26 protein-coding genes and 1 pseudogene are annotated in these 24,521 nt (G+C 66.3%); 8 read left to right on the forward strand and 19 right to left on the reverse strand.

From position 1 onward, the window contains the following. Nucleotides 1-3: 3 nt before the first annotated feature. The 5 genes from mftR to AB0J02_RS34015 all read right to left on the reverse strand — a co-directional run bounded on the left by mftR (nucleotide 4) and on the right by AB0J02_RS34015 (nucleotide 3,326). A complete protein-coding gene (gene mftR / locus AB0J02_RS33995) occupies nucleotides 4-624 on the reverse strand; it encodes a mycofactocin system transcriptional regulator (RefSeq protein WP_363197687.1) in 621 nt (206 codons plus the stop codon). A gap of 149 nt (nucleotides 625-773) precedes the next feature. After that, nucleotides 774-971, reverse strand: coding sequence for a ferredoxin (locus AB0J02_RS34000; protein ID WP_363197713.1), 198 nt, complete (start codon nucleotides 969-971; stop codon nucleotides 774-776). A gap of 2 nt (nucleotides 972-973) precedes the next feature. Beyond that, nucleotides 974-2,143, reverse strand: coding sequence for a cytochrome P450 (locus AB0J02_RS34005; protein ID WP_363197688.1), 1,170 nt, complete (start codon nucleotides 2,141-2,143; stop codon nucleotides 974-976). A gap of 52 nt (nucleotides 2,144-2,195) precedes the next feature. Further along, nucleotides 2,196-2,516, reverse strand: a complete 321-nt coding sequence (gene fdxA / locus AB0J02_RS34010; protein ID WP_363197689.1) for a ferredoxin — start codon at nucleotides 2,514-2,516, stop codon at nucleotides 2,196-2,198. Nucleotides 2,517-2,768: 252 nt separating this feature from the next. Then, nucleotides 2,769-3,326, reverse strand: coding sequence for an isochorismatase family cysteine hydrolase (locus AB0J02_RS34015; RefSeq protein ID WP_363197690.1), 558 nt, complete (start codon nucleotides 3,324-3,326; stop codon nucleotides 2,769-2,771). Nucleotides 3,327-3,552: 226 nt separating this feature from the next. On the opposite strand from AB0J02_RS34015, the gene AB0J02_RS34020 reads away from it, so the two are divergent. The 3 genes from AB0J02_RS34020 to AB0J02_RS34030 all read left to right on the forward strand — a co-directional run bounded on the left by AB0J02_RS34020 (nucleotide 3,553) and on the right by AB0J02_RS34030 (nucleotide 5,916). Then, entirely contained in the window at nucleotides 3,553-4,155 is a 603-nt protein-coding gene (locus AB0J02_RS34020) for a TetR family transcriptional regulator (RefSeq protein ID WP_363197691.1), read from the forward strand. Between the two features lie 458 nt (nucleotides 4,156-4,613). Further along, nucleotides 4,614-4,835 carry a hypothetical protein gene (locus tag AB0J02_RS34025; RefSeq protein ID WP_363197692.1) on the forward strand — a complete coding sequence of 74 codons (222 nt, stop codon included), beginning with the start codon at nucleotides 4,614-4,616 and terminating at the stop codon, nucleotides 4,833-4,835. A gap of 34 nt (nucleotides 4,836-4,869) precedes the next feature. Next, nucleotides 4,870-5,916, forward strand: coding sequence for a zinc-binding dehydrogenase (locus AB0J02_RS34030; protein WP_363197693.1), 1,047 nt, complete (start codon nucleotides 4,870-4,872; stop codon nucleotides 5,914-5,916). On the opposite strand, the gene AB0J02_RS34035 is transcribed toward AB0J02_RS34030, so the two are convergent. Continuing rightward, nucleotides 5,906-6,436: a MarR family transcriptional regulator gene (locus tag AB0J02_RS34035; protein WP_363197694.1), complete on the reverse strand. Its 531-nt coding sequence runs from the start codon at nucleotides 6,434-6,436 to the stop codon at nucleotides 5,906-5,908. The genes AB0J02_RS34030 and AB0J02_RS34035 overlap by 11 nt on opposite strands. A gap of 127 nt (nucleotides 6,437-6,563) precedes the next feature. Between AB0J02_RS34035 and AB0J02_RS34040 the strand changes: the two genes are divergently transcribed. After that, nucleotides 6,564-7,079 carry a YceI family protein gene (locus AB0J02_RS34040; RefSeq protein ID WP_363197695.1) on the forward strand — a complete coding sequence of 172 codons (516 nt, stop codon included), beginning with the start codon at nucleotides 6,564-6,566 and terminating at the stop codon, nucleotides 7,077-7,079. 577 nt (nucleotides 7,080-7,656) lie between these two features. Here the strand turns inward: AB0J02_RS34040 and AB0J02_RS34045 are convergent. Further along, nucleotides 7,657-8,229: a TetR/AcrR family transcriptional regulator gene (locus tag AB0J02_RS34045; protein ID WP_363197696.1), complete on the reverse strand. Its 573-nt coding sequence runs from the start codon at nucleotides 8,227-8,229 to the stop codon at nucleotides 7,657-7,659. A 182-nt stretch (nucleotides 8,230-8,411) separates the two neighbouring features. On the opposite strand from AB0J02_RS34045, the gene AB0J02_RS34050 reads away from it, so the two are divergent. Then, nucleotides 8,412-9,149, forward strand: coding sequence for an NAD(P)-binding domain-containing protein (locus AB0J02_RS34050; RefSeq protein ID WP_363197697.1), 738 nt, complete (start codon nucleotides 8,412-8,414; stop codon nucleotides 9,147-9,149). A gap of 54 nt (nucleotides 9,150-9,203) precedes the next feature. Here the strand turns inward: AB0J02_RS34050 and AB0J02_RS34055 are convergent, their stop codons facing one another. Further along, a complete protein-coding gene (locus AB0J02_RS34055; protein ID WP_363197698.1) occupies nucleotides 9,204-9,959 on the reverse strand; it encodes a glucose 1-dehydrogenase in 756 nt (251 codons plus the stop codon). 17 nt (nucleotides 9,960-9,976) lie between these two features. Beyond that, the gene (locus AB0J02_RS34060) at nucleotides 9,977-10,540 is read right to left on the reverse strand and encodes a nuclear transport factor 2 family protein (protein WP_363197699.1); all 564 of its coding nucleotides are present in this window, start codon (nucleotides 10,538-10,540) and stop codon (nucleotides 9,977-9,979) included. Nucleotides 10,541-10,671: 131 nt separating this feature from the next. Here AB0J02_RS34060 and AB0J02_RS34065 point away from each other — a divergent pair. Next, a pseudogene (locus AB0J02_RS34065) lies at nucleotides 10,672-11,058 on the forward strand (IS5/IS1182 family transposase); the annotation flags it as partial. Between the two features lie 352 nt (nucleotides 11,059-11,410). Here the strand turns inward: AB0J02_RS34065 and AB0J02_RS34070 are convergent. The 9 genes from AB0J02_RS34070 to AB0J02_RS34110 form a co-directional block, all read right to left on the reverse strand. Further along, a complete protein-coding gene (locus tag AB0J02_RS34070; protein WP_363197700.1) occupies nucleotides 11,411-13,351 on the reverse strand; it encodes an ABC transporter ATP-binding protein in 1,941 nt (646 codons plus the stop codon). 1,166 nt (nucleotides 13,352-14,517) lie between these two features. Next, on the reverse strand, nucleotides 14,518-14,946 hold the full coding sequence (locus tag AB0J02_RS34075) for an NUDIX hydrolase (protein ID WP_363197701.1): 429 nt from the start codon (nucleotides 14,944-14,946) through the stop codon (nucleotides 14,518-14,520). Nucleotides 14,947-14,964: 18 nt separating this feature from the next. Then, on the reverse strand, nucleotides 14,965-15,759 hold the full coding sequence (locus tag AB0J02_RS34080; protein WP_363197702.1) for an STM4013/SEN3800 family hydrolase: 795 nt from the start codon (nucleotides 15,757-15,759) through the stop codon (nucleotides 14,965-14,967). After that, nucleotides 15,756-16,244 carry a hypothetical protein gene (locus AB0J02_RS34085; protein WP_363197703.1) on the reverse strand — a complete coding sequence of 163 codons (489 nt, stop codon included), beginning with the start codon at nucleotides 16,242-16,244 and terminating at the stop codon, nucleotides 15,756-15,758. Before AB0J02_RS34085 ends, AB0J02_RS34080 begins: the two co-directional genes overlap by 4 nt. Continuing rightward, nucleotides 16,237-16,881, reverse strand: a complete 645-nt coding sequence (locus AB0J02_RS34090; RefSeq protein ID WP_363197704.1) for a thymidylate kinase — start codon at nucleotides 16,879-16,881, stop codon at nucleotides 16,237-16,239. Before AB0J02_RS34090 ends, AB0J02_RS34085 begins: the two co-directional genes overlap by 8 nt. After that, on the reverse strand, nucleotides 16,878-17,915 hold the full coding sequence (locus tag AB0J02_RS34095; RefSeq protein ID WP_363197705.1) for a radical SAM protein: 1,038 nt from the start codon (nucleotides 17,913-17,915) through the stop codon (nucleotides 16,878-16,880). The genes AB0J02_RS34090 and AB0J02_RS34095 overlap by 4 nt, the downstream gene beginning before the upstream one ends. A gap of 110 nt (nucleotides 17,916-18,025) precedes the next feature. Beyond that, nucleotides 18,026-18,697: a hypothetical protein gene (locus AB0J02_RS34100; protein WP_363197706.1), complete on the reverse strand. Its 672-nt coding sequence runs from the start codon at nucleotides 18,695-18,697 to the stop codon at nucleotides 18,026-18,028. A 435-nt stretch (nucleotides 18,698-19,132) separates the two neighbouring features. Beyond that, complete coding sequence (locus AB0J02_RS34105) at nucleotides 19,133-19,546, reverse strand: hypothetical protein (protein ID WP_363197707.1); 414 nt, start codon at nucleotides 19,544-19,546, stop codon at nucleotides 19,133-19,135. Continuing rightward, entirely contained in the window at nucleotides 19,543-20,097 is a 555-nt protein-coding gene (locus AB0J02_RS34110) for an ATP-binding protein (protein ID WP_363197708.1), read from the reverse strand. The genes AB0J02_RS34105 and AB0J02_RS34110 overlap by 4 nt, the downstream gene beginning before the upstream one ends. 224 nt (nucleotides 20,098-20,321) lie before the next feature. On the opposite strand from AB0J02_RS34110, the gene AB0J02_RS34115 reads away from it, so the two are divergent. Both AB0J02_RS34115 and AB0J02_RS34120 read left to right on the forward strand, forming a co-directional pair. After that, nucleotides 20,322-21,602 carry an XRE family transcriptional regulator gene (locus AB0J02_RS34115; protein WP_363197709.1) on the forward strand — a complete coding sequence of 427 codons (1,281 nt, stop codon included), beginning with the start codon at nucleotides 20,322-20,324 and terminating at the stop codon, nucleotides 21,600-21,602. Continuing rightward, nucleotides 21,599-22,138 carry a GNAT family N-acetyltransferase gene (locus tag AB0J02_RS34120; protein ID WP_363197710.1) on the forward strand — a complete coding sequence of 180 codons (540 nt, stop codon included), beginning with the start codon at nucleotides 21,599-21,601 and terminating at the stop codon, nucleotides 22,136-22,138. The genes AB0J02_RS34115 and AB0J02_RS34120 overlap by 4 nt, the downstream gene beginning before the upstream one ends. A 253-nt stretch (nucleotides 22,139-22,391) precedes the next feature. Here AB0J02_RS34120 and AB0J02_RS34125 read toward each other — a convergent pair whose 3' ends face one another. Beyond that, on the reverse strand, nucleotides 22,392-23,249 hold the full coding sequence (locus AB0J02_RS34125) for a helix-turn-helix transcriptional regulator (protein ID WP_363197711.1): 858 nt from the start codon (nucleotides 23,247-23,249) through the stop codon (nucleotides 22,392-22,394). Between the last annotated feature and the right edge of the window lie 1,272 nt (nucleotides 23,250-24,521).

Genomic DNA, 24,521 nt, shown 5'->3' on the forward strand with positions numbered 1-24,521 from the left:
GGGTCAGCTCTGCAGCAGATCGCCGAAGGACAGGCGGCGGAAGGCGGTCTCCATCACCTCGGACAGATCGGTCTCGTCGTCCTCGAGCCACATCTCGTAGGAGACGACGGACGTGGCCAGCGCCAGGCTGCCGAGCAGCCGCGGCTCCAGCGCGGAAACCGGCACCCCCGCTCGGGCCGCGGCGAACTCGGTGATGATCTCCCGCCAGGCGTTGAACCGTACGGCGGAGTCCGCCTGCAGGGCCGGGACCCGGAGGATCAGCTCCATCCGACGCCGATGCCACGGCACGACATCGGGATCGAAGCTGTTGAACGCGATGATGGCCGTGCGGAGCCCGTCCAGCACCGATGTGCTGGACGGGACAGCGGCGAGGAGCCTGCGCAACTCCTCCAACTGCCCTTCGAAGTCGCCCCACACCAGGTCGTTCTTCGAGGCGAAGTATCGGAAGAAGGTACGGCGGGCGATACCCGCCTCGGCGGCGATGTCGTCGACCGTGGTCGCCGCGAAGCCTTTGCGCGCGAACAGCTCGAAGCCGACCCGCTCCAGACTGTCGCGTGATGCCACCCGAGGGCGACCGCTTCGGCTCCGCGTCTTCTGCGCCGTGCCACGACCCCCGACAGCCACCTGTGATCCCCTCAAAGCCCGACTTCAGGTCAGCCGCAACTCTGAGCGGCATCTGCTCCGACCTCGAGCGGCCATAGTACTTACCTGTACGTGGCCGTCGCCGATCCGGCAGGTGCCCTGTCCGTGATCCAGGTGCCTGTGTCTGTGGTTCAGTCGGCGAGGGAGAGCGCCCGGCCCGGACAGAGGCCGACCGCTTCCTTGGCCCTGGCCAGTTCCTCGTCGCTGCCGGGAACGGGGCGCAGCACGTCCACCGTTCCGTCGCTGTCGTTCTGATCGAAGGTCTCCGGGGCCGCGAGGACGCACTGCCCCGACCCCACACACTGCTGTACATCGGCGACGATACGCATGGTCACCACGCCACTTTCAGCTCGAAGACGCCGTAGTTGGGGCCCTGTTCCTTGAAGGGAATGTCCTCGAAGGGCATGGCGAGCCGCAGGTTCGGGATGCGGCGCAGCAGCGTGGCCAAGACGATCTCGAGCTCGATGCGGGCCAGATTCTGGCCCAGGCACTGGTGCGGCCCGAAGCCGAAGGCGAGGTGATTGCGCGCCATGCGCGTGAAGTCGAGCGCGTCCGGGTCGGGGAAGACATCGGGATCACGGTTGGCCGTGTTCGTCAGACCGAGCACACCCTCCCCGGCACGGATCAGCGAACCGCCGATCTCGACGTCCTCTGTGGCCAGACGAGCCGCTCCGACCTCGGCGATCGAGAAGTACCGGAGCAGTTCCTCCACCGCGCCGACCGTGAGCTGTGGGTCGTCACGAAGCGCCGAAAGGTGTTCCCGCTTGTCGAGCAACGTCGCCACGGACAGAGAAATCATGTTCGCGGTCGTCTCGTGCCCCGCTACGAGCAATAGGAAGCCCAGTGCTTCCACCTCTGCGAGATCCGCTCCGGAGGCCAGCTGCCGGCTGAGCAGGTCGTTCCCCGGAGAGGTCACCTTGTGCTGGACGAGGTCGGCCAAGTACGACTTGAGGTGCCCGATCGCCTTGCCCTTCTCTTCGTCGGTCGAGTCCCTGCGGCTGAAGTCCGCGCTGTTCTCCTGGAAGAAGTCGTGGTCGGCGTAGGGCACACCGAGCAGCTCGGAGATGACCTTCGACGGGACAGGGAGCGAGAGTGCCTCGACCAGATCGACCTCGGAGGGGCCAGCCAGCATGGCGTCGATCGCCTCGTCGACGATCTCCTGGATTCGAGGGCGCCACGCCGCCAGGCGCTGCACGGTGAACTCGCCGACAACCGAACGGCGCAGGCGCGTGTGATCCGGAGCGTCCATCTCGATCAGCTGCTGGCGGTGATCAGGGCCCACATACGGTGTGTGGCTCGGATGCCGGGGATCGCGCCGGTCGGAACTGAACCGCCGGTCGCCGAGCATGGCCCTGACGTCTTCGTGTCGCGTCAACACCCAGAGCTGGCGGCCGTCCGCCATCTGCACCCAGGTGATGGGCGCTTCCGACTGCAGCTGAAGGTGCGAACGGGGCGGGTGATACGGGTCCGTGCGGTCGATCGAGATTGTGGGCGTAGCCATCGTGTTCTCCTGAGTAGAGACGACCGAGGGGAGGGGCCTGTGTCCGGCGAGGTCAGCTGTCCGCGTGGGGGAGGGCCGCCACGAACGGAACGTCCCGGTCGATCTTTCCGAGCTTCCGCGCGCCCTTGGGGGCGTCCATGCCGTCGAAGAACTCCGCGTTGAGGGAGATGAACTGCTGGTCCGCGTCCGGCAGATCGCCGTCGTAACTGATCGCGGACATGGGGCAGGCCTCTTCGCAGGCACCGCAGTCGATGCACTGATCGGGGTTGATGTACATCATCCGGCCGCCCTCGTAGATGCAGTCGGCAGGGCACACCTGCGTGCAGCTCTTGTCCTGCACGTCTACACAAGCCTGGGTCACGACGAAGGTCACTTTTTCTCCTTGGAGTACGAGGAGCGGTGAAGGCGGGGTCCGGAAGGACGCGGCTTTGCTCGATAGCGGGAAGCTGAGGGCGCCGTTCTGTTTAATAGAACAAGCAGTCCATTGAATGATCGATAGTTTTGTGTGCTGGTGGGGGAGTGTCAAGCGGGGTGCACTGCAATATCCCTGACGAGGTGCAACCTTGCGTGAGGAAGACCTGAGAGGGCTGAAACGGGCGTTCCGTTCAACGAGGATGTGGTGGTGTCAGGGCCGCAGCCCGGTCAACCATTCCCGCACGGTGACGACCTCGGCCTGCTGCGGAAACACCTTCTCCGTCAGCACGCGGTGGACCTCCGGGTCGCTGTCCGCGCATCCGTCCGAGAGGACGGTGAGGCTGTAGTCGAGGTCCGCTGCCTGCCGGACGGTGGAAAGGACCACGCCACTGGTGGCGATGCCCGCGAGGACGAGATGGTCGACATCGTTCGAGCGCAGCACCATGTCCAGATCGCTGCCCGCGAACCCGCTGACGCGGCGCTTGACGACGACCGGTTCGGGCGGGAGGGGAGCTACCGCGGCGTGAATCGCGTTCGCCTGCCCTTCCTGGGGTGACGCGGTTCTGCGCGTGAGGGCGCCGAACATCTTGTTGCGGGGGCTGACCTCGGCGCGATCGGGCCGGAAACCGACGGCTACATGGATCACCATCAGGCCTGCCGCGCGGGCACCTTCGACGGCTTCACGCAGTCGGTCGAGGTAGGCCTGGTCTGCGTAGCGTTCGACGATGACGTTCTGGACGTCCATGACCATGAGTGCAGTGCGGGGCATCGCGCACCTTCTGTCGTGGCGACACTTGCCGACCGCTATGTCAACAAGTGATTACTTGGCAACGTAGGTCAGTGGACAGTGCATGTCAACGAGTGATTACAAAGTTCGGAGAGTGAGCCCTGCGCGGTCCGCTCCACGCAGTAGGTTGTCGTTCATGGACCAGCAAGCGGAGGACGCTGAACAGCCCGGGCGTCGCAGGAACGCCTCAGCCACACAAGGAGCGCTGGTGCGTGCCGCGCACAGCCGCTTCATCCGCCTCGGCTACGAGCGGACCACCCTGCGCGACGTCGCGGCCGACGCGGGCGTCAACATCGCCCTCGTCAAGCGGTACTTCGGTTCGAAGGAGGGGCTGTTCAAGGCCGCCCTCGCCGCCAATCCGCGCTTCCTGGACTCGGCGGAGAGCTATCCGGCCGGGGCCACGGAACTGGCCGACGTCCTGGCACGGCAGTTGTCCGTCGACGCGTGGCCCGAGTTCGGCGAACACCCGGTACTGATGTTGCTCCGCGCGCCGAGCGAAGGCGAGCTGGGCAATATGCGACGGGCGGCCCTTGAGGACTACGCCCATCGCATCCTCGACTCCGCCGGAGGCTCGCTTCCCGAGGCGGATGACCGGGAGCGGGCTTTGCGGTCCCAACTCGTCGTCGCCCTGGGCGTGGGGGTGGCGGCGCTTCGCTCCTCGGTCGCCCTCCAGCCCCTCGGCGACGCGGAACCCGACGACCTCGCTCCCTTGCTCCGGCTGGTCCTGACGGCGTTGCTACGGACGCCGGAAGGGGGCGGTGCTCCTGAGGCCCGGTCAACTGGCGAGGAGATCCCGGCGAACGGCCGCTGACGATGCGGAACGGTGAGGGGAGGCTCTTCCTCTGATGGCCCCTGGCACCGTCGGCGGTTGTGATCACGGGTTCGCCTGAATGACAGCGCGTGTGTGCCGCTGGAAGCCGGCCCACGTCCGCGTGCGGCAGGGATTCCTGGCCCCGTGCGGAACTGCCGACTGGCCACTCCAGAGTGGGTATGTCTCAGGGGTTGCGGGGTGCCGGGCGCCCGCTCAACAGAACGGCAATGTGCCCGGCACCGCATGAGCGAGCGGCTGCGGCTCGCTGTCGTTCCCGCGATTGACGAAAGTCCTGGGCGACGACGCACAGGCAGGGGTACGTACATCAGATTCAGTACGAGTGATGCCTGCACTGGCACGACGACAGGAGAAATCTGCCGGGGCACTCTGGAAGCGTTCCTGAAGCCCGGACGAGGCGAGAGGGAAAAGTCTCCGACTGCGATCCCAAGGATTTCGACATGAACGCCTTCAAGAAGCTGGTTACGGCGAAGCCCACACTGTGGTTCCTTTTCCTTTTCAATCTCGTTGCCGCTGCCATCATCCCGCTCGTGAACGATGGACCCCAGGGCGTGGCGGCGGTCATCGGCATGGGTGCTGTTTCTCTCAAGGCCGGAATCGGCCTGCTCATTGTGAACCGCAGGAAGCGTACGCACACGACGCGATCGGCTCAGCTGGCCTGATTGTCGAGAAGACAATCGAAAGATCTGGCCCACGATGACGTGTGTCGGTGAATTCCAGAAAGGAAAGAACCTCGTGCGAGCAGCTGTTTACAACGGCCCCAGGGACATCTCTCTGGTCGAGATGAAGACGCCCGCGTGCGGTGACGACGACGTCCTGCTCCGGAACCTGTATGCGAGCGTCTGCGGGTCCGACATCTCTGCCTACTTCCACGGCCCCCGCGCCCACAGGATCACACCGGGCAGCGAGTTCGGTCATGAAATGGTCTCGGAGGTGGCGGTCAAGGGCAAGAACGTCACAGGGCTTGAGGTTGGAGACCGGGTATACCCCTATCCCGCGCTCGCCGCGGGGGACTCGTCCCGTGCGGGGACGCTGGGCGGCTTCTCCGAGTACATCCTTGTGCCGAACTGTGAAGTCGGGAGGCAGGTCTATCCCGTCAGCACGAAGGTGTCGTCCAGAACTGCCGCTCTGATCGAACCGTTCACGGTGGCCACGCACGCGGCGCGCCGGTCGAACCCGAAGGCCGGCGAGACGGCTGTCGTCTTCGGGGCGGGCACGATCGGAATGGGCGTTGCCATTGCCTTGAGGTATTTTGGATGTTCGACGGTGATGGTCGTCGATATTTCAGATTTCCGTCTGCGGAAAGCGGCTGATCTGGGCTTCGCCACCTGTAATTCTGCGAAACAAGACCTAGGTGCAAAGGCGCGGGAAGTGTTCGGAACGGCGCGGTCGCTTTCTGGACACACCGCTGACGTCGACATCTTCGTCGAGGCGACTGGAGTGAATGCACCTATCGACACCTACCAGGTGATGGGGAAACTCTTCAGTCGTCTGGTCGTGGTAGGAGTGCATCACACTCCGTACCCGGTCGATTTTGCCTCTCTCGCCTACGCTCAGCACAGCATCATCGGCTCCGGTGGTTATCTTCCCGAAGATGTCGACACGGTGATGGACATCATGGAGAGTGGTGATTTCGACATTGAGTCGATCATCACGCATGAATTTCCCCAGCACGAGATCGTGCGGGCCATCGAGACGGCAAGCGCGACGGATGGCGCCCTTAACGTCGTCATCAAGTACTGAGAGGTGGGCTGTCCTGCTGCGGCCGGGATCCGCCGAAAACGTCCGGCAGCAGCAGGTCGCGCAGCGCTTGTTGCTGAGTTGGCCCCACGAAGCGTGCCAGGGCCGAGGTGACCGTACCGGCGAGGGGGCCTGAGGCCTCCTGGAGGAGGGTGCGGGCCTTATCGGTGAGGGCAACTGCGATGCCCCGCCGGTCGCCTGGGACCGGGGTCCGCGTGACCAGGCCGCCGTGCTGGAGGCAGGCGATCTGGTAGGTGAGCCGGGTCTTGGGGCGGCCGAGGAGCTCGGCGATCTGCGTCATCCGTACGCCCGTCGCGGGCTGCTCGGCGAGCAGGCACAGGATCAGGAACTCGTCGTGGGAGACGCCGAGCCGCTCCTTCACCAAGGCGCGCAGTTCCTGCTCCACGGCCCCGGTGGCCGCCAGTAGGAGCATCCAGGCCCGAAGCTCCTCCGGCAGCAGGTCGCCGCCCTGCGCCGACGGGCGCGCGGGAAGGTCGGTGGAGGGCGGCTCTGCGTCGGTCATGGCGTCGATCCTACCTGTTGTCCATTTTTGGACCGATGGGTTGTTCAGATTTGGATTATGAGTTAACTTGCAGTCGTCCAAATTTGAAGCACATGCCTGTGACTCCCTGGATGGCTGGAGAAGGAACATGACCGTTGCCGTGGAAACCGGCCTGTGGCGCCTTGACGCGGATACCTCAGCTGTCGCCCTGCGGCACAAGACGATGTGGGGACTCGTCACCGTGAAGGGCGCCTTCGGCGTCGTCAGTGGGGAGGGGGAGGCTCGATCCGACGGCTCCGTCGTCGGCACCCTCATCCTTGACGCCGCGTCCGTCGACACCAAGAACGCGAAGCGCGACGAACACCTGCGCTCCGCCGACTTCTTCGACGTGGCCAACCACCCCGAGATCACCTTCGCCGTCCGCGGAGTGGATTCCTGGCAGGGTGACACCGTGCAGCTCTCCGGGCAGCTCACCGTGCGTGGCGTCAGCAGGCCGCAATCCCTCACTGCGCATCTGGCGGACGTGCGCGCCGACGCACTCACGGCTACCACGGAATTCACGGTCGACCGTGAGGAATTCGGACTGGGGTGGAACCAGATGGGTATGGTCCGTGGGCTGACCACGGTCACTGCCACGCTGCGCTTCCTGCGTACAGCAGCCTGACACGTCGGGCTGCCCCGGGACATGATCCACGCCGCCGCAGAGTTGCTGCGGCGGCGCGTAGCGTGTGCGGTGGTACTTCGTGCAGCTCTCGCGGAGGAAGCTGGAGGAGTTCCCTGGGTCAGAAGTGCGAGGTCCCCTCTCACGGCGACATTTCTGCACCGGCTGGGGCGTGCGTCCTTCGGTAGGCACCGATATGCGGCGCCGCTGTGGATCGCTGTCCTGGCAACGGTCGGCTTCGCCGCAGTCGTCATCGATGTCGCGGCCGGCGGTGGCGCGCTCACCGCGGCTGCCTCTGCGGTTCTCATCGGGCACGTCGCCCAGACCCTGGTGTGCGGGCCTAGCCTCCGTGCGGTCGCCCTGTTCGGGGCGCTCACCGGGTGCGAACTGGAGGTCGTCGAGGAAGTCACGACCGGACTCAGTACCGCAGACGTCGCAGCCCGGATGCGTGCCTCGTTGCTCGCGGTGAAGACGCATGCGAACCGGGCGACAGCGAAAGTCGGGGCACGGGCTCGTCCCCGGCGGATGTCCTCGGCGGTGCGTGGCGGATCTACGCCGCGTGGCCACGGTGGGAGCGTCGTCAGCTGGCGGCGACCACGGCGAAGGCATCGTCGAGGAGTGCGGTCAGACCCAGCGTGCCGTCCGACGAGTACCACTGCTCGACGGCAAGGTACACGCAGTCCAAGGCGGCTGCAGCGCGCACCTGCTGAGGCAGCGTCGGAGACGCGGAACCCGCGCGCTCGGCGAGAGCCTCCGCCATGAGGGGTCGCCAGCGGCGCTGCTTGTCGAACTGCCGCTTGGACAGTGCCGGGGTCTCCAGGATGAGTCGGGTCAGGGCCAGCGTGCCGACCGGGTCCTGCTGGTACTCCTCGACAAGGATCCCCAGTGCATGCCTCAGGGCAGCCCATTCGTCCTCGTCGGCGGGACGGTTGCGCAGAGCGTCGACCACGCGCTCGCCTTTGGCGTCGAAAGTGCTGAGGACCGCGTCCTCCTTCGTGCCGAAGTACCTGATGAAGGTGCTGCGTGACACTCCGGCGGCTTCGGCGAGTGTGTCGAAGGTGACTTGCTCGAAACCTTCTTTGCGGAACAACTCGACCGCGACTTGCGAGAGTCGGGATCGCACGGCTTCGCGAGCGATGTCTCTGGTGTTCAAGCGGCCTGCTCCCCTCACGACACGATCGTACCTTTCTGTGTTCCCGTACCTTGCCGGGTCTGAACCACAGTAGCTAGCCTGACACTCAGTTTCACATAGGGAACGGAGCGTCCTCCGTCGGTGCTGCAGGCTTCTTGCCTGCGGATGACGCTTTCACGCGCTCGATCTGGAGGCATGTGGCAATGCGGACTCTCGGGCTCATCGGCGTCGGGATGATCGGCGGAACCCTCGCCCGCTTGGCTGTCGCGGCGGGTCTGCATGTAGTGATCAGCAACTCCCGTGAGCCGGATACGCTTGATCCTCTCGTTGCTGATCTCGGCGGACGCGCACGCGCCGCCACGGCCGAGGAGACGGCGCTCGCAGGTGATCTGGTGGTTGCCGCCATCCCGCAGAGGGCGTACAGGAACCTTCCGGCCGCTGCCCTCGCGGGCAAGACGGTGATCGATACGACGAACTACTTCCCTGAGCGCGACGGTCGAACTGCGGCGCTCGATTCGGGTGAGATCGCATCCAGCGCCCTGGTGCAGCAGCTTCTGGTCCGCTCGCACGTGGTGAAAGCGTTCAACAACATCGACTTCTGGCACTTGTTCACCGGTGCCCGTCCGGCCGGTGCTGCGGACCGTAGCGCCCTTCCCATCGCGGGCGATTGCGACAGGGCGAAAGAGTCGGCGGCCACACTGCTGGACCTCGTCGGCTACGACACCGTGGACATCGGTGACCTGGCCAGCAGCTGGCGCACTGAACCGGGCACGCCGGCCTATGTGTGGCCCTACATGGCCGTTCGGCCCGAGGATCTTCCGGCAGAGGACGTGTGCTGCCAGTTCCTGGAGGCGCCGGGTGTCGTGGTTCCCGCACACAAGGTGCGGGAACTGGTCGACAGCGCGGAGTCAGGTGGCGACCGTCAGCCGGTGCGCTGGTGAGTGTGGAGGACGCTCCTCCGGCCGGCCCCTCGCCCGCATCATGACCATCCGTTGTCAGAGCGACAGGGCGAAGCCGCCGGTGACCCGCAAGGTCTCCCCGGTCACGAAAGAGGCTTTGGAAGAGAGCAGGTAGAGAAGCGCATCCACGACATCCGCTTCCTCTCCGTGGCGCTCAAGTATCTGCTCGCCCAGCACCCGTGAGGCCTCGGCCTGCGACAGCTCGGCGCGAACGGCGTCCGTGAGGATCAATCCCGGCGCAATGGCGTTGACCCGAATCCCGGCGACGCCGAATTCGCGCGCGAAGGAGACGGTCAGACCTCTGACCGCCAGCTTGGACACGCCGTACACCGCGCGGTTGGCGTACGCGGCCGAGGAGGAGATGTTGACGATCGAGGCGCCGGTTCGTCCCTTCATCGCATGGTGTGCCGCCATCGAGCAGATGATGGTGCCCATGACGTTGACGTCGAACACGCGTCGAACCGCACTCAGGCCCAGCTCCATGAACGGCCGGTTGTAGGCGGCATGGAGCCCCGCATTGTTGACCAGAATGTCCAAGCCGCCATGTTCGTCAGTGACTTGGCTGATCATTTCAGAGACCGCTGCTTCATCCGTGACGTCACAGCGCACCGCTGTGGCACTCCCACCGCGGTCCGTCAGCTCCTGGGTGGCTTCCTCGGCGGCTTCCCCGTCAATGTCCGCGAGGAACACGTGTGCACCGAGTTCCGTCAGTGCTGAGGCAAAGGCCTTGCCGAAGCCGCGCCCTCCTCCCGTGATGACAGCGGTTCTTCCCTGGTGCTCGCTCGTCGGCATTCAATGTCTCCTGCGCGTTAGGCCTTGAACGCCATGTACGAGGGGTCGTTCACATCGCGCCGCCCCGATGGCGTGCCAAGAGTGGAAGCCGCGTGTGTGACCTCGCGGTACAGGTCGGCGACGAAGGTGCGGTGATCGATGCCCCAAACGTCGTCGCGGCAGGACCAGGTGTCTATGTAACGGCCACGGTGGAACAGGTCGCTCACCCGGCCGTCGACGGGGTGAGTCCTCAGCCAGACCGACACATAGCTCTCGCTCACCGCGGTTCCCGCCGCGTCGTCGACGTCGATGAGGACGTTGGACACTTGGTGGGAGTGCCGGTCGAGTTGAGCGTGGTACGCCCATACGAAGTCCAGAAAGCCGGACGCGGAACCCCGGTAGTCGGGGCCGTAGTCGGCGGTCCCGTCGGCATGCCAGACGGTATCGGCGACTGTACGGTCCATGCGATCGAGGCCTCGACAGTACCTGTGCAGCGCCTCCGTGATCGACAGCTTCGCTGTCAGCTTTCTGACCAGCTCGGATGTGGCCGGCACGGGCCCTCCTCTCGTGTACCCAGGGCGTGGGAGAGCGTGTGATGCCACACACCCTTGGTGAGTGGACGCCTCACGCTGCAGGGGCAATTTATGAGGCGCCGAGGTGCGGAGTCTGGCCCTGTTTCCGCTGAGCGGGACTGTATTCGGAAGGGGGAGAAGGCCATCGCTGCTGGAAGGGGCGGGACGTTCCGGCCGAAAGCATGGGCTGTTCGGGAGTTACGGCCTGGCGCCGACTGCGGGACTGGGCCGAGGTTGGCGTCCGGCCCCTCCTGCACGCCGCCTTCTTGTACGAGTTGTGCCCGTGCCAGCCCACTTGGCCTTACCGATTGCGCCGTGGACGGCTCGCATGCCCGGGCGTTCAAGGGGGGACCACCATGCCGGCCCCTCACTTGCCGACCGGGCCGTTGCGGCTCCAAGTACCACCTCATTCGACCGCCACGGAACCCTGCTCGCTGTGACACTCCCAGCGGAAATCGGCACGACGTCGCCCAGCTGCTACCCCTGTGGGACGCGTCTTACCGATCCGGGGCCTGGGTGGCCGACTCCGCCGTAAGCCCCATCGTTTGTAAGCCGATCGTGGTTGCGACTTCGAGAAGTGCCGCCGCCTGCTGTGGAGGCGCGGCGATCTCGCGCGGCAGGCATCCAACGTGTGCTCGTCGGGTTCGGCGGCGCCACCGGGCAGCAACTACCGACCGTCCTCGCGGTAGGTCGGGCGTATCAATAGGGAACGGCCGATCTGGTCAGTGATGATCGCGGCGGCACTGAGCTATACCGCGTGGCAGGAGGCGGCGTACTGCGCTGCTGGTAGGGCAGCCTGCGGCGCAACGGGATCTGACGGGGAGACGTAAAAGGCCACGGGGCTCTGCCTTTCAAAAAGGTGCGCTGGGGAGGCCTCGGGCGAGGGCCAGGGCCGGAACATCAGGCGATTTCTCCGCTCATCCGGCGCTGCAATTCCCACAAGGACCGGAAGAGCCCCGGAGACTGCGTGAGCTCGGCATACGTGCCTTCCTGCACGATCCGCCCCTCGTCCAGGACAACGATCCGGTCGGCCACGGCCACATTGGTGAGCCGGTGCGTGATCAGCAGGATGGCGCGGTCTTTGGCCAGTTCACGCAGACCGGAGAAGATCCGGTGTTCCGCCCGCGCGTCGAGGGCTGCCGTGGGTTCATCCATCACCAGCAGCGCCGCCTGCCGGTGAAAGGCGCGGGTGAGTATGAGCCGCTGCCACTGGCCGCCGGAGAGCTGCTGTCCGCCGAACCACTCGCTGGTCAGCAGGGTGTTCAGGCCGGATCGGAGGTTGGGCAGCATCTCGGCGGCGCCGGACGCCTCGCACGCGGCGAGCAGGGCAGCGTCGCTGGTGTCGCCCTGCCCGAAGGTGATGTTGTCGCGCATCGTCAGTGGGAGGTACGTGAACTTCTGCGGGACCAGGGCGACTTGCTTCCACGCATCCCAGGGATCCAGCTCCGCCGTGGAGGCGTGGTCCCAGGCCACTTCGCCGTCGGTGGGCAGCAGCAGTCCGCACAGCAGGCGGGAGAGGGTCGATTTGCCGGAGCCGTTTTCCCCGACCAGGGCCACGATCTCGCCGCGCCGCACATGAAGGGACACGTTGCTGAGGCTGTTCGTTGGGGCGCCGTCGTAGCGGTAGGTGACGTCGCGGACCTCGAAGCGCTCCGGCACCGCGGGCAGAGCCGCGGTGCCGCGGGAGTCGACCATGGCCTGGCCGTGGGCGTTGTCGAGGAAGTTCTGCCAGTCCTGCACGTACCAGCCGGTGCGTACCAGGCGGGCCCCGCCGTTGATGATGCCGCGAACGGAGCCGGTGGCCGTCTGGAGCGCGAAGACGGCGCCGCCTCCGGCGGCCAGGCTCATGCGCCCGGAGGCGAGGAGCCACAGCAGTGCCGCCCACACCGCGATGGAGGCGATCCCGCCGGCGACAGCGCCTGCGAGTCCCATCCAGGCGCCGGTGTTCGCGGCGGTGCGCTCGGCCGCGTTGACGGATGCGGCGAGCTTTCGGTAGCGGCCGATCAGGAAGGGGCCGGCGAGGCAGGCTCGCATCTCTTCGCTGGATTCCATGTAGGCCATGTGCCAGCGCAGTTTGCCCAGCATCCGGCGACGTCCGGAGGTCTCCAGGCCCGCGAGGTAGATCACCCGTGCCGACCGGACGTAGGCGGCGGCCTGCGGCAGGCATGCGAGGAAAAGCAGGGGCAAGAGTAGCGGGTGCAGGACGGTCAGGACGGCCGCGCCAGCCGCCAGGGTCGCGGTCGCCGCCAGCACGTCCTGTGCTTCCTCTACGAGGTCGGGGGTGACCTGGGCGCCGCGGTCCGCGATGTCGTAGGCGTCGTTGTAGCCGGGCTCGTTGTTCGCGGCCAGTTCCGTGCCGAGCGCCGCCTCGATCATCGTCAGCTCCGCCGCGCGGCCGAGCACGGGGCGCAGGCGCCCGGTCAGCCAGACGACCGCGATGCCCAGCAGCGCGCGCAGGCCGGTGGCCGCGGCGATGACGGCCAGCTGCGGGGCGGCGTCCCACAGCCGCTCGGTGATCTCGCCGGAGGAGATCAGCGCGGTGATCGTTCCGGTGACGGCCAGGAGGCCAAGGGCTGCGAATACGCCCGTCCCGATCTGGCACACCAGCAGTCCGATGGCCGCGCCGCGATCGACTCGCCAGGCCATCTTCTGGGAGCGGAGCACGAGCGTGGGCAGGCGCCGTGCCATCGAACGGGTGGTCATCAGTGATCCCGCCCGGAGCCGTGACGTGTCGCGGTAGAGGTACTCCTCCTCTCGAACACTGGCGTGTTGTGGTTCGTCGTCCTGCGCGGTGCCGTTCGGTGGCTGAGGCGGCTGATCCTGTGTGGTGGCCGAGGTCATCGTTCCCCTTTGGATGGTCGCTGAGGCGGAGTCGTGAGGACCAACGACCCGGCCGCGATATCGAACACACGTCATTCGGTCGTGCTGGGAAGCCCGCGATTGCCTGTGCGACGGAGGGCTGCGGGTCTGGCATCCCTGGTCGGGCTTGGAGTGGTCCTGGGCAGCAGATGGCCGAAACGCCGACGCCTCCGTACGTGGATACCGGCCCAGAAGAATCAGGACCTGTTTCCGTCCCGACGGGCGCGTCCGGGCCCGCGCAGCGAGCTGGCATTGCTGCAGGTCATTCCCGCTGGCAGTCCCCGTGGCTGCACGTGGCGTCGGCCTGCAGCAGCCCGCCAGCCCAGTCTCGGCGGCGGCGACCACGCCCATCAGCGCCCCGCGGTCGCGCGTGGGCAACTCGCTGGTTCGCAGGTCCGCCGCGTCGATTACAGCGCTGAGGGTGTCTGCGCGGTCGGTGCTTGAGGTGGAATCGGCGAGGGGATTCTGCAGGACTTCGCGCGCGGCGTAGGCGTCGAGCCGGGCGACGTTGACGAGGGTGTCGAGCAGCGGGCCGCCGTGTCGGCCTGCGGGGTTCAACTCCAGGGCAGATAGGCCCGTGCGGGTCTGGAAGGTGCCGGTCGACGGGTCGGGGTGGGGTGTGCGAGGAGCCGGATGCCTTTGTGGAGGTCTGGCCCGGTGACGGGCCTGTTGGCGGTGCGGCAGTGGGCGCGTAGGAGGAGGACGATGGCGTCTCCCAGCGTTCCGTGGGCCAGCTGGCGTCGATCGTGGCGCGGGCTTGTTGGTCGAGCCCTTCTTCCATCAGGGACATGACCTTGATCTGGCGGCCGTCGAGGAGGCGGTTGCCGATGCCGCGGTGCTGGGCCATCGCCCGGGCTGGCCGCCTCTTCTACCGAGTTCTTCCTCGGCCATCGGCGTGGCCTTATGGCCAGACACGCCGAACAGAGGGGCAAGCAGGTCGAGTTCGATTTGCTCACTGTCCTCGTGAATTGAGGACGGCACAGGTTCATTCTTCCTGGCGGCGATACCTCGAGCTTGCGGCCGCCCGCCTACGGCTGGATTTGCTGTGATCGACGGAGGAGCGCCACCAGGCGTTACATGTGAGATGTGCGCCAAGCCCCACAAGTGCTGCCCCAGCGCTCCTGACGCTGGGGGGCGGAGAGAAGTGGTCAGGCTGTTGCGCGAGTGGCCAGGAGCAGTGCGAGCGGTCCGGCGGGCAGGAGGAAGCGGCTCTTCTCGACGGCGTCGAGCGTGGCATCGAGAGGCCACCATTCCAGCTTGAAATCCTGCTCGCTGTCGGTGAGTTCCTGCGGTCCCAGGACGAGGTTCCTGGCCAGGAACAGGTCGATGCGGGCCGTCGAAGCGAGTGTCATGGCGTAGCTGCCCAGGTGCGTCCATGACGAAGCGGTGACCCCGGCTTCCTCCTTGAGTTCGCGCCGCGCGCAGGTTGCTGCGTCCTCGCCGTCTTCGCGTCGGCCGCCGGGCAGGAACAGGAACTCGCCTCCGTGCTGGGGAAAGTCTGCGCTGAGAATCGCGACCTTGTCGGTGTCGTCGATCGCCACGACCACCGAGGCGTCGCGCGTGGGAGCATCGCTCATGTTGGGTGAGCGTAGCGGTCATGCGGCCAGCCATGCGGCATACGGCACGGTGGTGACGACGGGGTGCGCGATGCCTCGGCCGTGGAAGCCGTCTTCGCCGAAGGCGTCGCCGTGGTCGGCGCACAGGATGATCAACCACGGTCCTTGGGAGGTGAGTTGGTTGATTAGCCGGCCAAGGTGTTCGTCGGCGTAGCCGAGGGCGGCCTTCTGGGAGGCAGCGGTGTCGGTGCTGTCTCCCAGGTAGTGGCTGTGGGGGACGTGGGTTGCGCTGATGTTCATGAACAGGAACAGCGGCGCCTTGGACACATCCTCGGCGAGCGTGAGTGCGAAGTCGACTTGGTGGCGAGTGGAGTCCGGTTCCGGGGAGCCCCACTCGGGCCGCCAGTAGGCATCGTCAAACATGGCGGGTAGCACGCAGCCAAGATGGGTCTCCCCGGAAAAGTAGGTGACGCCACCGATGCAAACGGTCGTATACCTCAGCCAGTTGAGGCCGCGCAGCAGATTCGGGGCGTCGAACACGAAGGTGCGGGGATCCACCGTCTTGACGGCGGGCGGCCGGCACTCCCACAGCCTCGGTGGCTGCTGCGGGGTGGGGAGCTTGGGCAGGAAGCCGGAGAAGAACGCCATGTGCGCGGGGAGGGTGAAGGTGCCGGGCGTCCATCGGCGCTCCCACTGTCCGCCGGGCAGAAGCTGGGCGAGCTGGGGGGTTCGGCCCTCGTCGATGGCGGAGGCGGCGACGTCATATCGCAGCGAGTCGATGGTGACGAACAGGATCGGTGTGCGGGATCTGATGACTGCACGGGCATTGATCATCTGGCGTCAGTCTTCTCTCGGTGTTGGATGGTTCCCCGGGAGCTGTCATTGACGGGGAGGGGCACGCGGTCGCGCTCGATCAGGGTCCGGATCTCGGCGAGCCCTGACTCCTCGGTGAGGGCTTTGCCCTCCGCGTCGAACAGCGCGACGGCGACCTCGCTGCCTGGGCTGGTGGTGATGTAGGCGAAAGGCGCGCCACCCAGCTCCTGCGCGTGCTGCCGCAGTTCCTCCGGGCTGGTCGGAGAGAGGAAGAGGGTGACGCGGCACCGGTAGTGCAGTGCGTTGGTCGCTCCGCGGGCGAGTCGGGCGGCGTACTCGGCACTGAGGCTGTCGCCGTCGTGTGCCACGGCGACTGTGGTGGCCTTCTGTGTGACGACCAGGCAGGCGCCGAGCCACCAGGCGACGCCTGCGTGGATCTGGGAAGGGTGGAGGCCGGTGGCGCGGCCGTCGCGCAGGACGGCCGCGGCGTCGATGGGGTTAAGCACGGATTCTCTCCAGGGATTGCACGATCTCGTGGACGAGCTGGTCGGGGGTCTTGCCTTCGGTGTCGATCCAGACGGCGCTCGGGTCGTCGGCGGCGGTGGCTCTGAAGTTGTCCAGGAGCTGCTTGAGGCGTCCGTCCACCTTGAACAGGTCGGTGTCGTCCTGCTTCAGGTCCCGCTTGGTGCGCATGCGGGCGCGCAGCGTTTCTTCCGAACAGTGCAGGTAGAACGTGTGGGTGGGCTGGACCAGGTAGGGCAGGAACGGGTCGGCGAGTTGGCGGACCTGATCGACTGCGATGTTGTGTACGGCGGCGTGGCAGGCCAGCACGGAGGAGGTGTAGCGGTCGGCTATGACCGGGCTGACCGCGCGGGAGGTACGTACGCGGTCGGAGGCGTATAGCAGGCCGGACAGGTAGAAGCAGAGTTGTGGCAGCGGCGCGAGCCGGGTGTTGACGTCCTTCGCCCAGTCGGTGTGGGGCCGGGGCAGGGTGTGCAGGCTGGTTGCCTTGAGCTGGTGGGTGAGGAGTGTTGCCAGGGTGGACTTTCCGATGCCGGAGACGCCCTCCAGGACGATGAACGGCTGGTCACAGCCGTTGTAGTCGTTGTTCCGCGGCTGGTAGGAGACGGGCAGCTTGTTCATAGGGTTCCCTCCGTGAAGGCGGTGACGTGGCGGGCGACGGCCGTGGCCAGGGCCTGCGGGTCGTCAAGGTGAGGGAGCAGGTCCATGCGCAGATCCTCACGAAGGAGGCAGGGCTGAAGGCCGCCGGCGTGGTCGACACGTAGCGCCCAGAACCCTTCGATGCACTGGGAGCGCAGGGCGCACGATCCGCACTGGCCGACGTGGTGGCGGCCGAGGTCGCGGTGGATGACATCGATCTCGATGCCGTCCACGCGGAAGACGCGTCGTCCCTGCCCGACTCCGGCGATCTCGGTGTGCTCGTCGCTGGTGAGGGTGCGCAGGTGGCGGATGATCTCCTCGGCGGAGACCGCGGCGGCCGAGCCCGGCTGGTTGTAGGGGGTGTCGACGAGTTCGATGAACTGCACCGGCATCCGCCGCTCCAGCGCGTAGTCGAGAATCGCGCGAATCTCGTGCGTGTTCTGGCGTTGGATCAGGCAGTTCAGCTCGACACGGGGCAGGACTTCGCGGGCGGCCTCGATCCCGTCGAGGATGACCCCGATGCCCTGGGGGACCTGCGCGATCTCCCTGAGCGACTCGTCGGAGAAGTAGTGCAGGCTCACCTTCACCTTGTCGAGCGGGGTCTTGGCGAGCCAGTGCTGATTGCGGCGGACCAGCAGTCCGTTCGTGATGAGCGTGTACGAGGAATCCGGGCCCGACCGGGGAAGCTGTTCCAGCACCGGGCGCGCCCAGCGGGAGGTCAACGGCTCGCCACCGGTGAAGTACACGCGCTTGAGCCCTGAAGCCATGAGGCTTGTGATGGTCTGCACGAACGCGGCGGCGTCGACCTGCCGTGCACGGGGCTTATGAGCGTGGTCGCGGCGGGTCTCCGGCGGCGGCACGTCGCCCTCGTTGTGGCAGAACCAGCATGCGGCGTTGCAGTGGGGGGTGAAGGACACGCGCAACTGCCCGCGCAGGGCCGCGAAGTTGCGTATAGCCGTGTAGTCGACGTCCCCGATGGGAGAGGGCGGGGTCGACAGATTGAGGGGCAACGGCATGGGAGACCTCCAAAGATCGTGGAGCGAGTCCGTACTCGTGGAGCCGTTCGGGAGGTGCACAGGCGGAGCCGACAACTGCGTAGATGGCCAGCGGGCTGCTGGGCGGTCGTCTACGGGGCGGTTACCAGGTCCGCCAGATCGACGACGTCGAAGTCGGAGAGTTCGCGGACAAGCTGTGAGGCGAGGAACCAGCGCAGCCGTGGGTCGCCGTACGGGACAGGCGTGTCGTCGGACGGCTGAGGGCGCAGGCCTTGGCCTGTCTGCTCGTACGGTGTGCCGATGACGCCGTATAGGCGGTACCGCCGGGCCAGCAGCGCGATGTGCCCCTTGCGGACAAGATGCGGGCAGCTCTCTGCGGACAGCCGTGCGTGCTCGATGCATACAGGCGGCTGCGCTGTGCGCACCGGGCGCGTGAGATCGGCGCCCTCGGCGGCCAGGAACAGCACGCCGGGGCGCGCGGTTGGTGCATCGCGGCGGCGCACGTCGCGCACCCGCGTCACACACACCTGGCACTGGAGGTAGAGCATGGTCTCCCGCTGCCGGGCGGGGTGGACGAGCTGCCACCGGGGTGCGCCCTCCGGTCGTCGGTCGACGCCGAGCGAAGAGGAGACCCGGCCCCACAGCACGTCGCGCAAGTCGCGGTCGCCGGGTCCCTCGTTGACCCAGGCGAGCCGCTGACGGCCGTCGGGTCCAGGGCGGACACACAGGTGTCGCTGTTTGTCCGCCTCCTCGCCGCGCCGAACGGTGATGTACGGGACGATGAGGCCCGCTCCGGTGGTCATGGTGTTCCCTTCACGGACGTCGCTCCTTGAAAAGGTGATGGCGTGTGTTGAGAAACCGGGAGTTGACGCTCCCCACACGCCTCTCCGGGTAGGGCCCTTGCGACAAGGCCGTGCCCGGGTATTGCGCCGCCCGCCACTGACGGTGGACGGGTCGAGTGGGCCGTTGCGAACTCCCTCACAGAACGCGCAGCCGGGGCGTCAGGCGAGACCTGCACCAACTCCCAGACACCATGGGAGCCCCAGTTCAATGGGCGTGGGGTGTGTACGTCACCACCACCCACGCGGCTCCGCCGACGAGCGTCGGCAGGAGTATGAGCTGGACCGGACCGAAACCGAGCGTGGCCAGATACCGCAACGGATTACGCATCACCCACCGCAACCGCGGCAACCGCAGAAGCTGACGGCCGCGCGCCCGACGCGGGCGGACTCCCGCGATCACGACGCTGTCCGTCCAGGCCGTGAGGCGCCGAGTCGGGAGGTGATCTCCGTCGTGTTCCACGGGCTCGACAGCCACGCGCCCGTCCGCACCTGCCAGTCTGTGATCTCGGCACGCTCCTCCGGGCCGTGCCAGAGCATCGAGTAGCTCGGCGCCACGACGCCCTTCGCCTCACCGCGCGTCACCAGGGCCAAGGCCATCGCCCGTTCGGGACGTTCCTCGGCCGACGACGCGAACTCCGCGATGTCGATGAAGGTCTCCACCGATGCCCATCCGTGCCGTCGGACGAAGTCCTCAACTCCGCGCAGTGCTGCGTCTCGGAAGGTGGGGCTGGCCAGGCAGGCGTACACGGCTACCGGCGTGCCCGGTGGCGCGCCCGCAAGCGGTGCCTCGATCACGGTTGCGCTGCTCACAGTTCCCTCCGCCCGCATACGGGCTGGTCGTCATCGTGGATGGGCAGGCAGCACCAAGCGGTGGTGCCGTTCTTGCAGAAGCCCCAGTCACCACCCAGGTCCTGGACGAGCATGTCTACGAGGAACAAGCCGCGCCCGGACTCGGCCAGTGGCGACGCCTGTTGGGGCAGAGGTTCCGCGGCTTCGGTCGCATCGTCGACCTCGATGCGAATCAGACCTGGCTGCGAAGACCAGCTCCGATATCCCACCGATTCACCCTTGCCGTGCAGGACGGCGTTGGTGACCAGCTCCGAGAGGACGACAAGGGTCGTCTCGACTCGGGCCTCCGGCATCCGGCAGGCATACCGGAGCCACGCAGCCCCGATCCGGCGTAGCCGCGGTACGTACTCCCTTTCTCGCACGACAGAGGCAGCGACCGCTGACGGCCGGGCCGACGGCAGGTCCGTGAGCGCACATGGGGAGGGCGGTGCGAATATGCTGCGCCGCTGCCGTCCGAGGTCTACCCGGTTCACCGCGCTCGTGACGCTTGCTCTTCCAGTGAAGGAGTTCATGGCGTGCTCCTACTTGTCCGGATGGCTGTGCGGCGACCCTCAATGAGGCACTCGTGTGGGCCCCTTCGATGCCGTCACGCACGTTGTTCGGTGCCGTGAACACAGGTAACTCCCCGGCCGAAGCTCCTGGTTAGGGGATCTCGCTGGCGTCGCGCCGGGCTCCCTAGGGGGTTTTGACCATCCACTTGTGGGACTGTGTGTGCTCAAAGGTCTACGGTGCGGTCATGGGCAGCACCATGCGTAACGAGGCGTTCGAGGCATGGATGGACGAACGCAAGTACAGCGCCAACAGCCTTGCCAACGAAGCGAATTCAGCTCTGGAACGTCTCACCGGCAGACCGGGAACCTACGATGGACGCCAGGTCCGGGAATGGCGCGCGGGGAGGGTCCGTTGGCCCAACGCGGCCACACGGAGGGTCTTGGAGGATCTATCCGGTCGGACCGCCGTCGACCTAGGGTTCGTGCCACGGGGCCGGTCTTTGCCTACGGCAGCCCCACCGCAGGAGGACCCCATGCATCGCCGCACTCTCGTCACCGGCCCGCTTGCAGCGGCTGTGGCCGCCGCCGCGCCAGGCACCACCTCGACCCGAAAGATCGGCATGTCCGATGTCGGCCGACTGCAGCAGCAGTTCGCCGACGTAGTCGCCAGCGATCACAAGCGCGGTGGACAACCCGACATCGAGAAGCGCGCCGTCGACCTCGCCAATCGAGCTCTGAACCTTCAGAACTCCGGCAGCGCCACCCAGCGCGTACGCGGCAGTCTCTACGCCACTGCCGCCAGCTTCCGTTCGTCGGCGATGTGGGCCGCCATCGACGGCCGCCGTTTCCGGGACGCCATCGAGCACATGCGCGAAGCGCAGACCTTGGCGGAACTCTCGGGCGACCAGGCCATCAAGTTCCGCATCTGGTCGCACGCCGGCAGCCTCTACCGGCACATGGGACGCCCTGCTGATGCCCGCGCCGCCAATGACGTCGCGCGGAACCTGCACATCACTCGCCGCGACCCCATGTTCGCCTCGCTCGGCATGGCCAGGCAGATGGCCATCCAGGGCACCGCCCACGAGCGCGCCGGGTTGCCGCGCACCTTCGATCAGGCATGGGAAGCGATGAGCCGTGCCGACGCGGGAGCTTTCCGTCCGGTGTGGCTCCTGGCCTTCTACGACGAAGCGGAACTGCACTCGCTCGCTCTCACCGCCCACCTCTCTGCCGGCGACTGGTCCACCGCTGAGTACCATGCCCACCAGTGCCTAGCCGCGCTCAGACCGCACATGCGTCGTTCCCGCCACATCGCTACCAGCCGTCTCTCGCAGGCCCAGCTGGCCCAGGGCGACGTCGACACGGCCACCCACAGCGCCATGGGAATTCCGGCGGAGGCGGCTACCCAACACGCCCGGGTATCGCGCATGCTTCAGGAGTTCGGCGCTGCCCTGCGCGCTACAGCACCGGGCAGCGCCAGCGCACGCACCTGGACCGAGCACACCGCCGCCTGGAGGATCTCAGCATGACCTCGGCACCCGCCATCGAACTCCGATCGTTCACCGACCTGGATGCCGCCCGCGGCGACCTGCTCGACGTATACGCCGAAGTACGTGCCCCGCTGCTGCACCTTGCGAACTACGCGGTCTCCTCCTTCGGCGAACGCCTGGACCGGCACGCATCCGAGCCCGGCTTCCAGGCCGTGCTTGCGTACGAAGGCGAACATCCGGTGGGCTACGCCTACGGCAACAGGATCGAGGACGGCGACCGGTACTGGCAGCGGACTGACCCGGCACCTGACGAGAAGTGGTCGGCGCAGTCAGCCGTGGCCCTCAAGGAGATCGGCGTACGTCCAGGATGGCGCGGTACGGGGGTGGCGCGACGCATCCACGACACGCTCCTCGCGGGCCGCGACGAGCCGTACGTGACGCTGATGGTGAACGAAGCGGCTGGGGACGGGAAGGTCCATGCTCTGTATCGGGCTTGGGGATATGAGGACATTGGCCACAGTCAGCCGTCACCTGCCTCACCCCGGCTCACTGTGATGGTCCGTCCTATCCGATGAACCTCTTGCGAGGCAGAGCCCATTAGCTGCCGCGTTCGAAACGCCTGGAGTGCCCGCGGCGGACCGCTATACCGCTCGGCCGGGCGCTGCGGATGGACCAGAACTCCAGCACGTTTGCGCCGTATCGAGGGCACTCGACGATTCGAGGAGAACGAGCCCGAGTTTATGAACGTGAAGGCTGGACGGCTGCTGCCGCTCCCCAGCCACGGAGAGCCAGTCCGGCCTTCCTGGGCCCCTGGTGCGCAGACTGCGTTTATGCCCCTCGTCCTCTGCGATCGCTGCTTACCGAACTTGGGAACAGCGCCTCAGTTCCCGACGCTCGTCCACGCGCATCCGTGGGCTCATTCTGCGCAGACTCGACGTCCTGGAGCCAGGTCACGACGACCAGTCGGCAACCCGGCAGGCTCCCCGGTTGCAATACGTGGCTCACGACCTCGACGGTGTCGAATCCATGCTTGGGCAGCGACACCCAGTAGCGGTGACTGTCCCGTGACTTGGCGACATCGCTTCCCGACTCCCAAATGCGGCGGCAGACCGGATCGTTGTGAATCTTGTTGAGAAGTTCGGCCAGTTGCTGGTCATGTGGCCGCTCGAACGCGGCGAAGCGAAGTAGAGCCAAGTACTCCGTCGCATGTTGCGTCCAGTCGACGTACTGTCGACGGGCTTCGTCGGAGAGCAGGGCCCACCGCATCAGGTTCGCTTCCGGAGCGAGAACCCACGGCCACCACTCGGTCATCGCCGCGTTGTAGCCGACGATGTTCCAGTTGGCGTCGCAGAGGTATGCAGGACTCGGCATCACCTGGTCGGCGAGGAGGAGCAGGTCGCGGAGTGCCGGGCTGTTGATAGCCGGGGCAGATATTGCCGGTAGCGAGCCGCCGAGAGCGTACAGGTGCAGCGCTTGTCGCTCGTCCCGTTCCAGAGCGAGGACGTTCGCGAGTGCGTCGAGGGTCGGTCGTTCTAATCGGGGCGTGGCCCCGCTCTCAAGGCTGCGGTACCAGCGGACACTGCGTCCGATGCTGTCCGCAACCTCGTCCTGGGTGAGCTGACGGTGCAGGCCGCGTTTACGTCCAGCGGCCTCTCGCCAGGCCCGCAGCAGGCCGGCAAGCCCCATGAGTTCACCGGGAGGAGGGGGAGTGGGGTGGGCAGTTGTGGGCAGGGGAGCGCCGTTGAGCATGAGTCCTCCGTGTCAGCGGCCCGGCCCCGACCCGGACACTATGAACTAACCGGACCCCCGTGGCGAGTCCAGTCCTTTGCTTCTGCATGTTTCACAACAGATGCTATGTGAACGGAAATCTGCCGCACATGGGGCACATGGCCGCCGCGACAGGGTCGAAGGTCCTGATGCTTGTGCAACGTTCAATCGTTGAATGTGCGATCACCTCTCGCTGCAACCGTGTGTAACGTGTCGCCAACGGGTTAAATCGGGCGGCAAATCATCTCCGCTAAGGCGAAGCTGCAAAAGATTGCCGGTCCGGATTCTGCTCGGATGTTGTCCCGATTGAGCGTCTCGCGATGGCGCACAGCCGGGGAAGTGGATCTCTGAGGGTTTTGCCCCTGTGCTGTCAACGCGGCGCTTTGGAAGGGTTGTTGGGGTGATCGGGTGTGCCTGGTTCGTTGCGTTGACTGCAGCTCCTAAGCCCGTGACGGTGGGTCCGCGTGCATGCCTTGCATTTCATTGACGGCGACGTAAGTGAACCGTTTTAATTCCCAGCAGCAGCAACTGAGCGGCAAATCCAGAAGCTCGCTGCAAGGAGGGAGAACCCATGCAGAAGACAATCTGTGCCCTTACTGCTGCCGCAGCGGCAGCAGTAAGGGAACCCTTCCTCCTCCTTCTCCCTTGCGTGGGCTCTGTCCGGCGTACCCGTCGGCCCCGCGTAGGTGCCCCCTCTGATCAGGGCGCTGTGCGCAGCCCCATGTCGCCAGTCCCCTGCGGCCGCCTGGCTTAAGGCCCCGGTCGCGGCAGCCGGCGGGCGGGACTTCGTGTCGATTTGGCGTCGCTGCGATGCCTCGGCGGCTATCCGCTGGAGTGTTGAAGCCGCCGGACGTATGTTCCTGCTCCCTCGGAAATCAAGCGCGGGGGAGAGGCGCGACTGATCGACCACGTCAACTTCGCTTGATCTAGCAGGAAATGAAACCGGCGCCCAGAAGCCGCAAGCTTCCAGGCGCCGGATCGCCCCAAGAGGAGCGGTTCATAACCGGAGCGGGTCGGCTGACCTTTTCGACGAGAACGGCCGTCCCACTCCACCTACAAGTGAGGAATTCTCGCATGTCCGAGTCCCGAGACGGAAGGGCCGCACCCGCCGAGTTCGCTGAGGCCGTTCATCGCATAGAGCTCGTAACACGATCTTGGTGAAACGTGCTGGTTGGCCGTGACGGGTGTGAA

The organism is Streptomyces sp. NPDC050264, from assembly GCF_040655895.1.
In the GTDB taxonomy this organism is placed as follows: domain Bacteria; phylum Actinomycetota; class Actinomycetes; order Streptomycetales; family Streptomycetaceae; genus Streptomyces.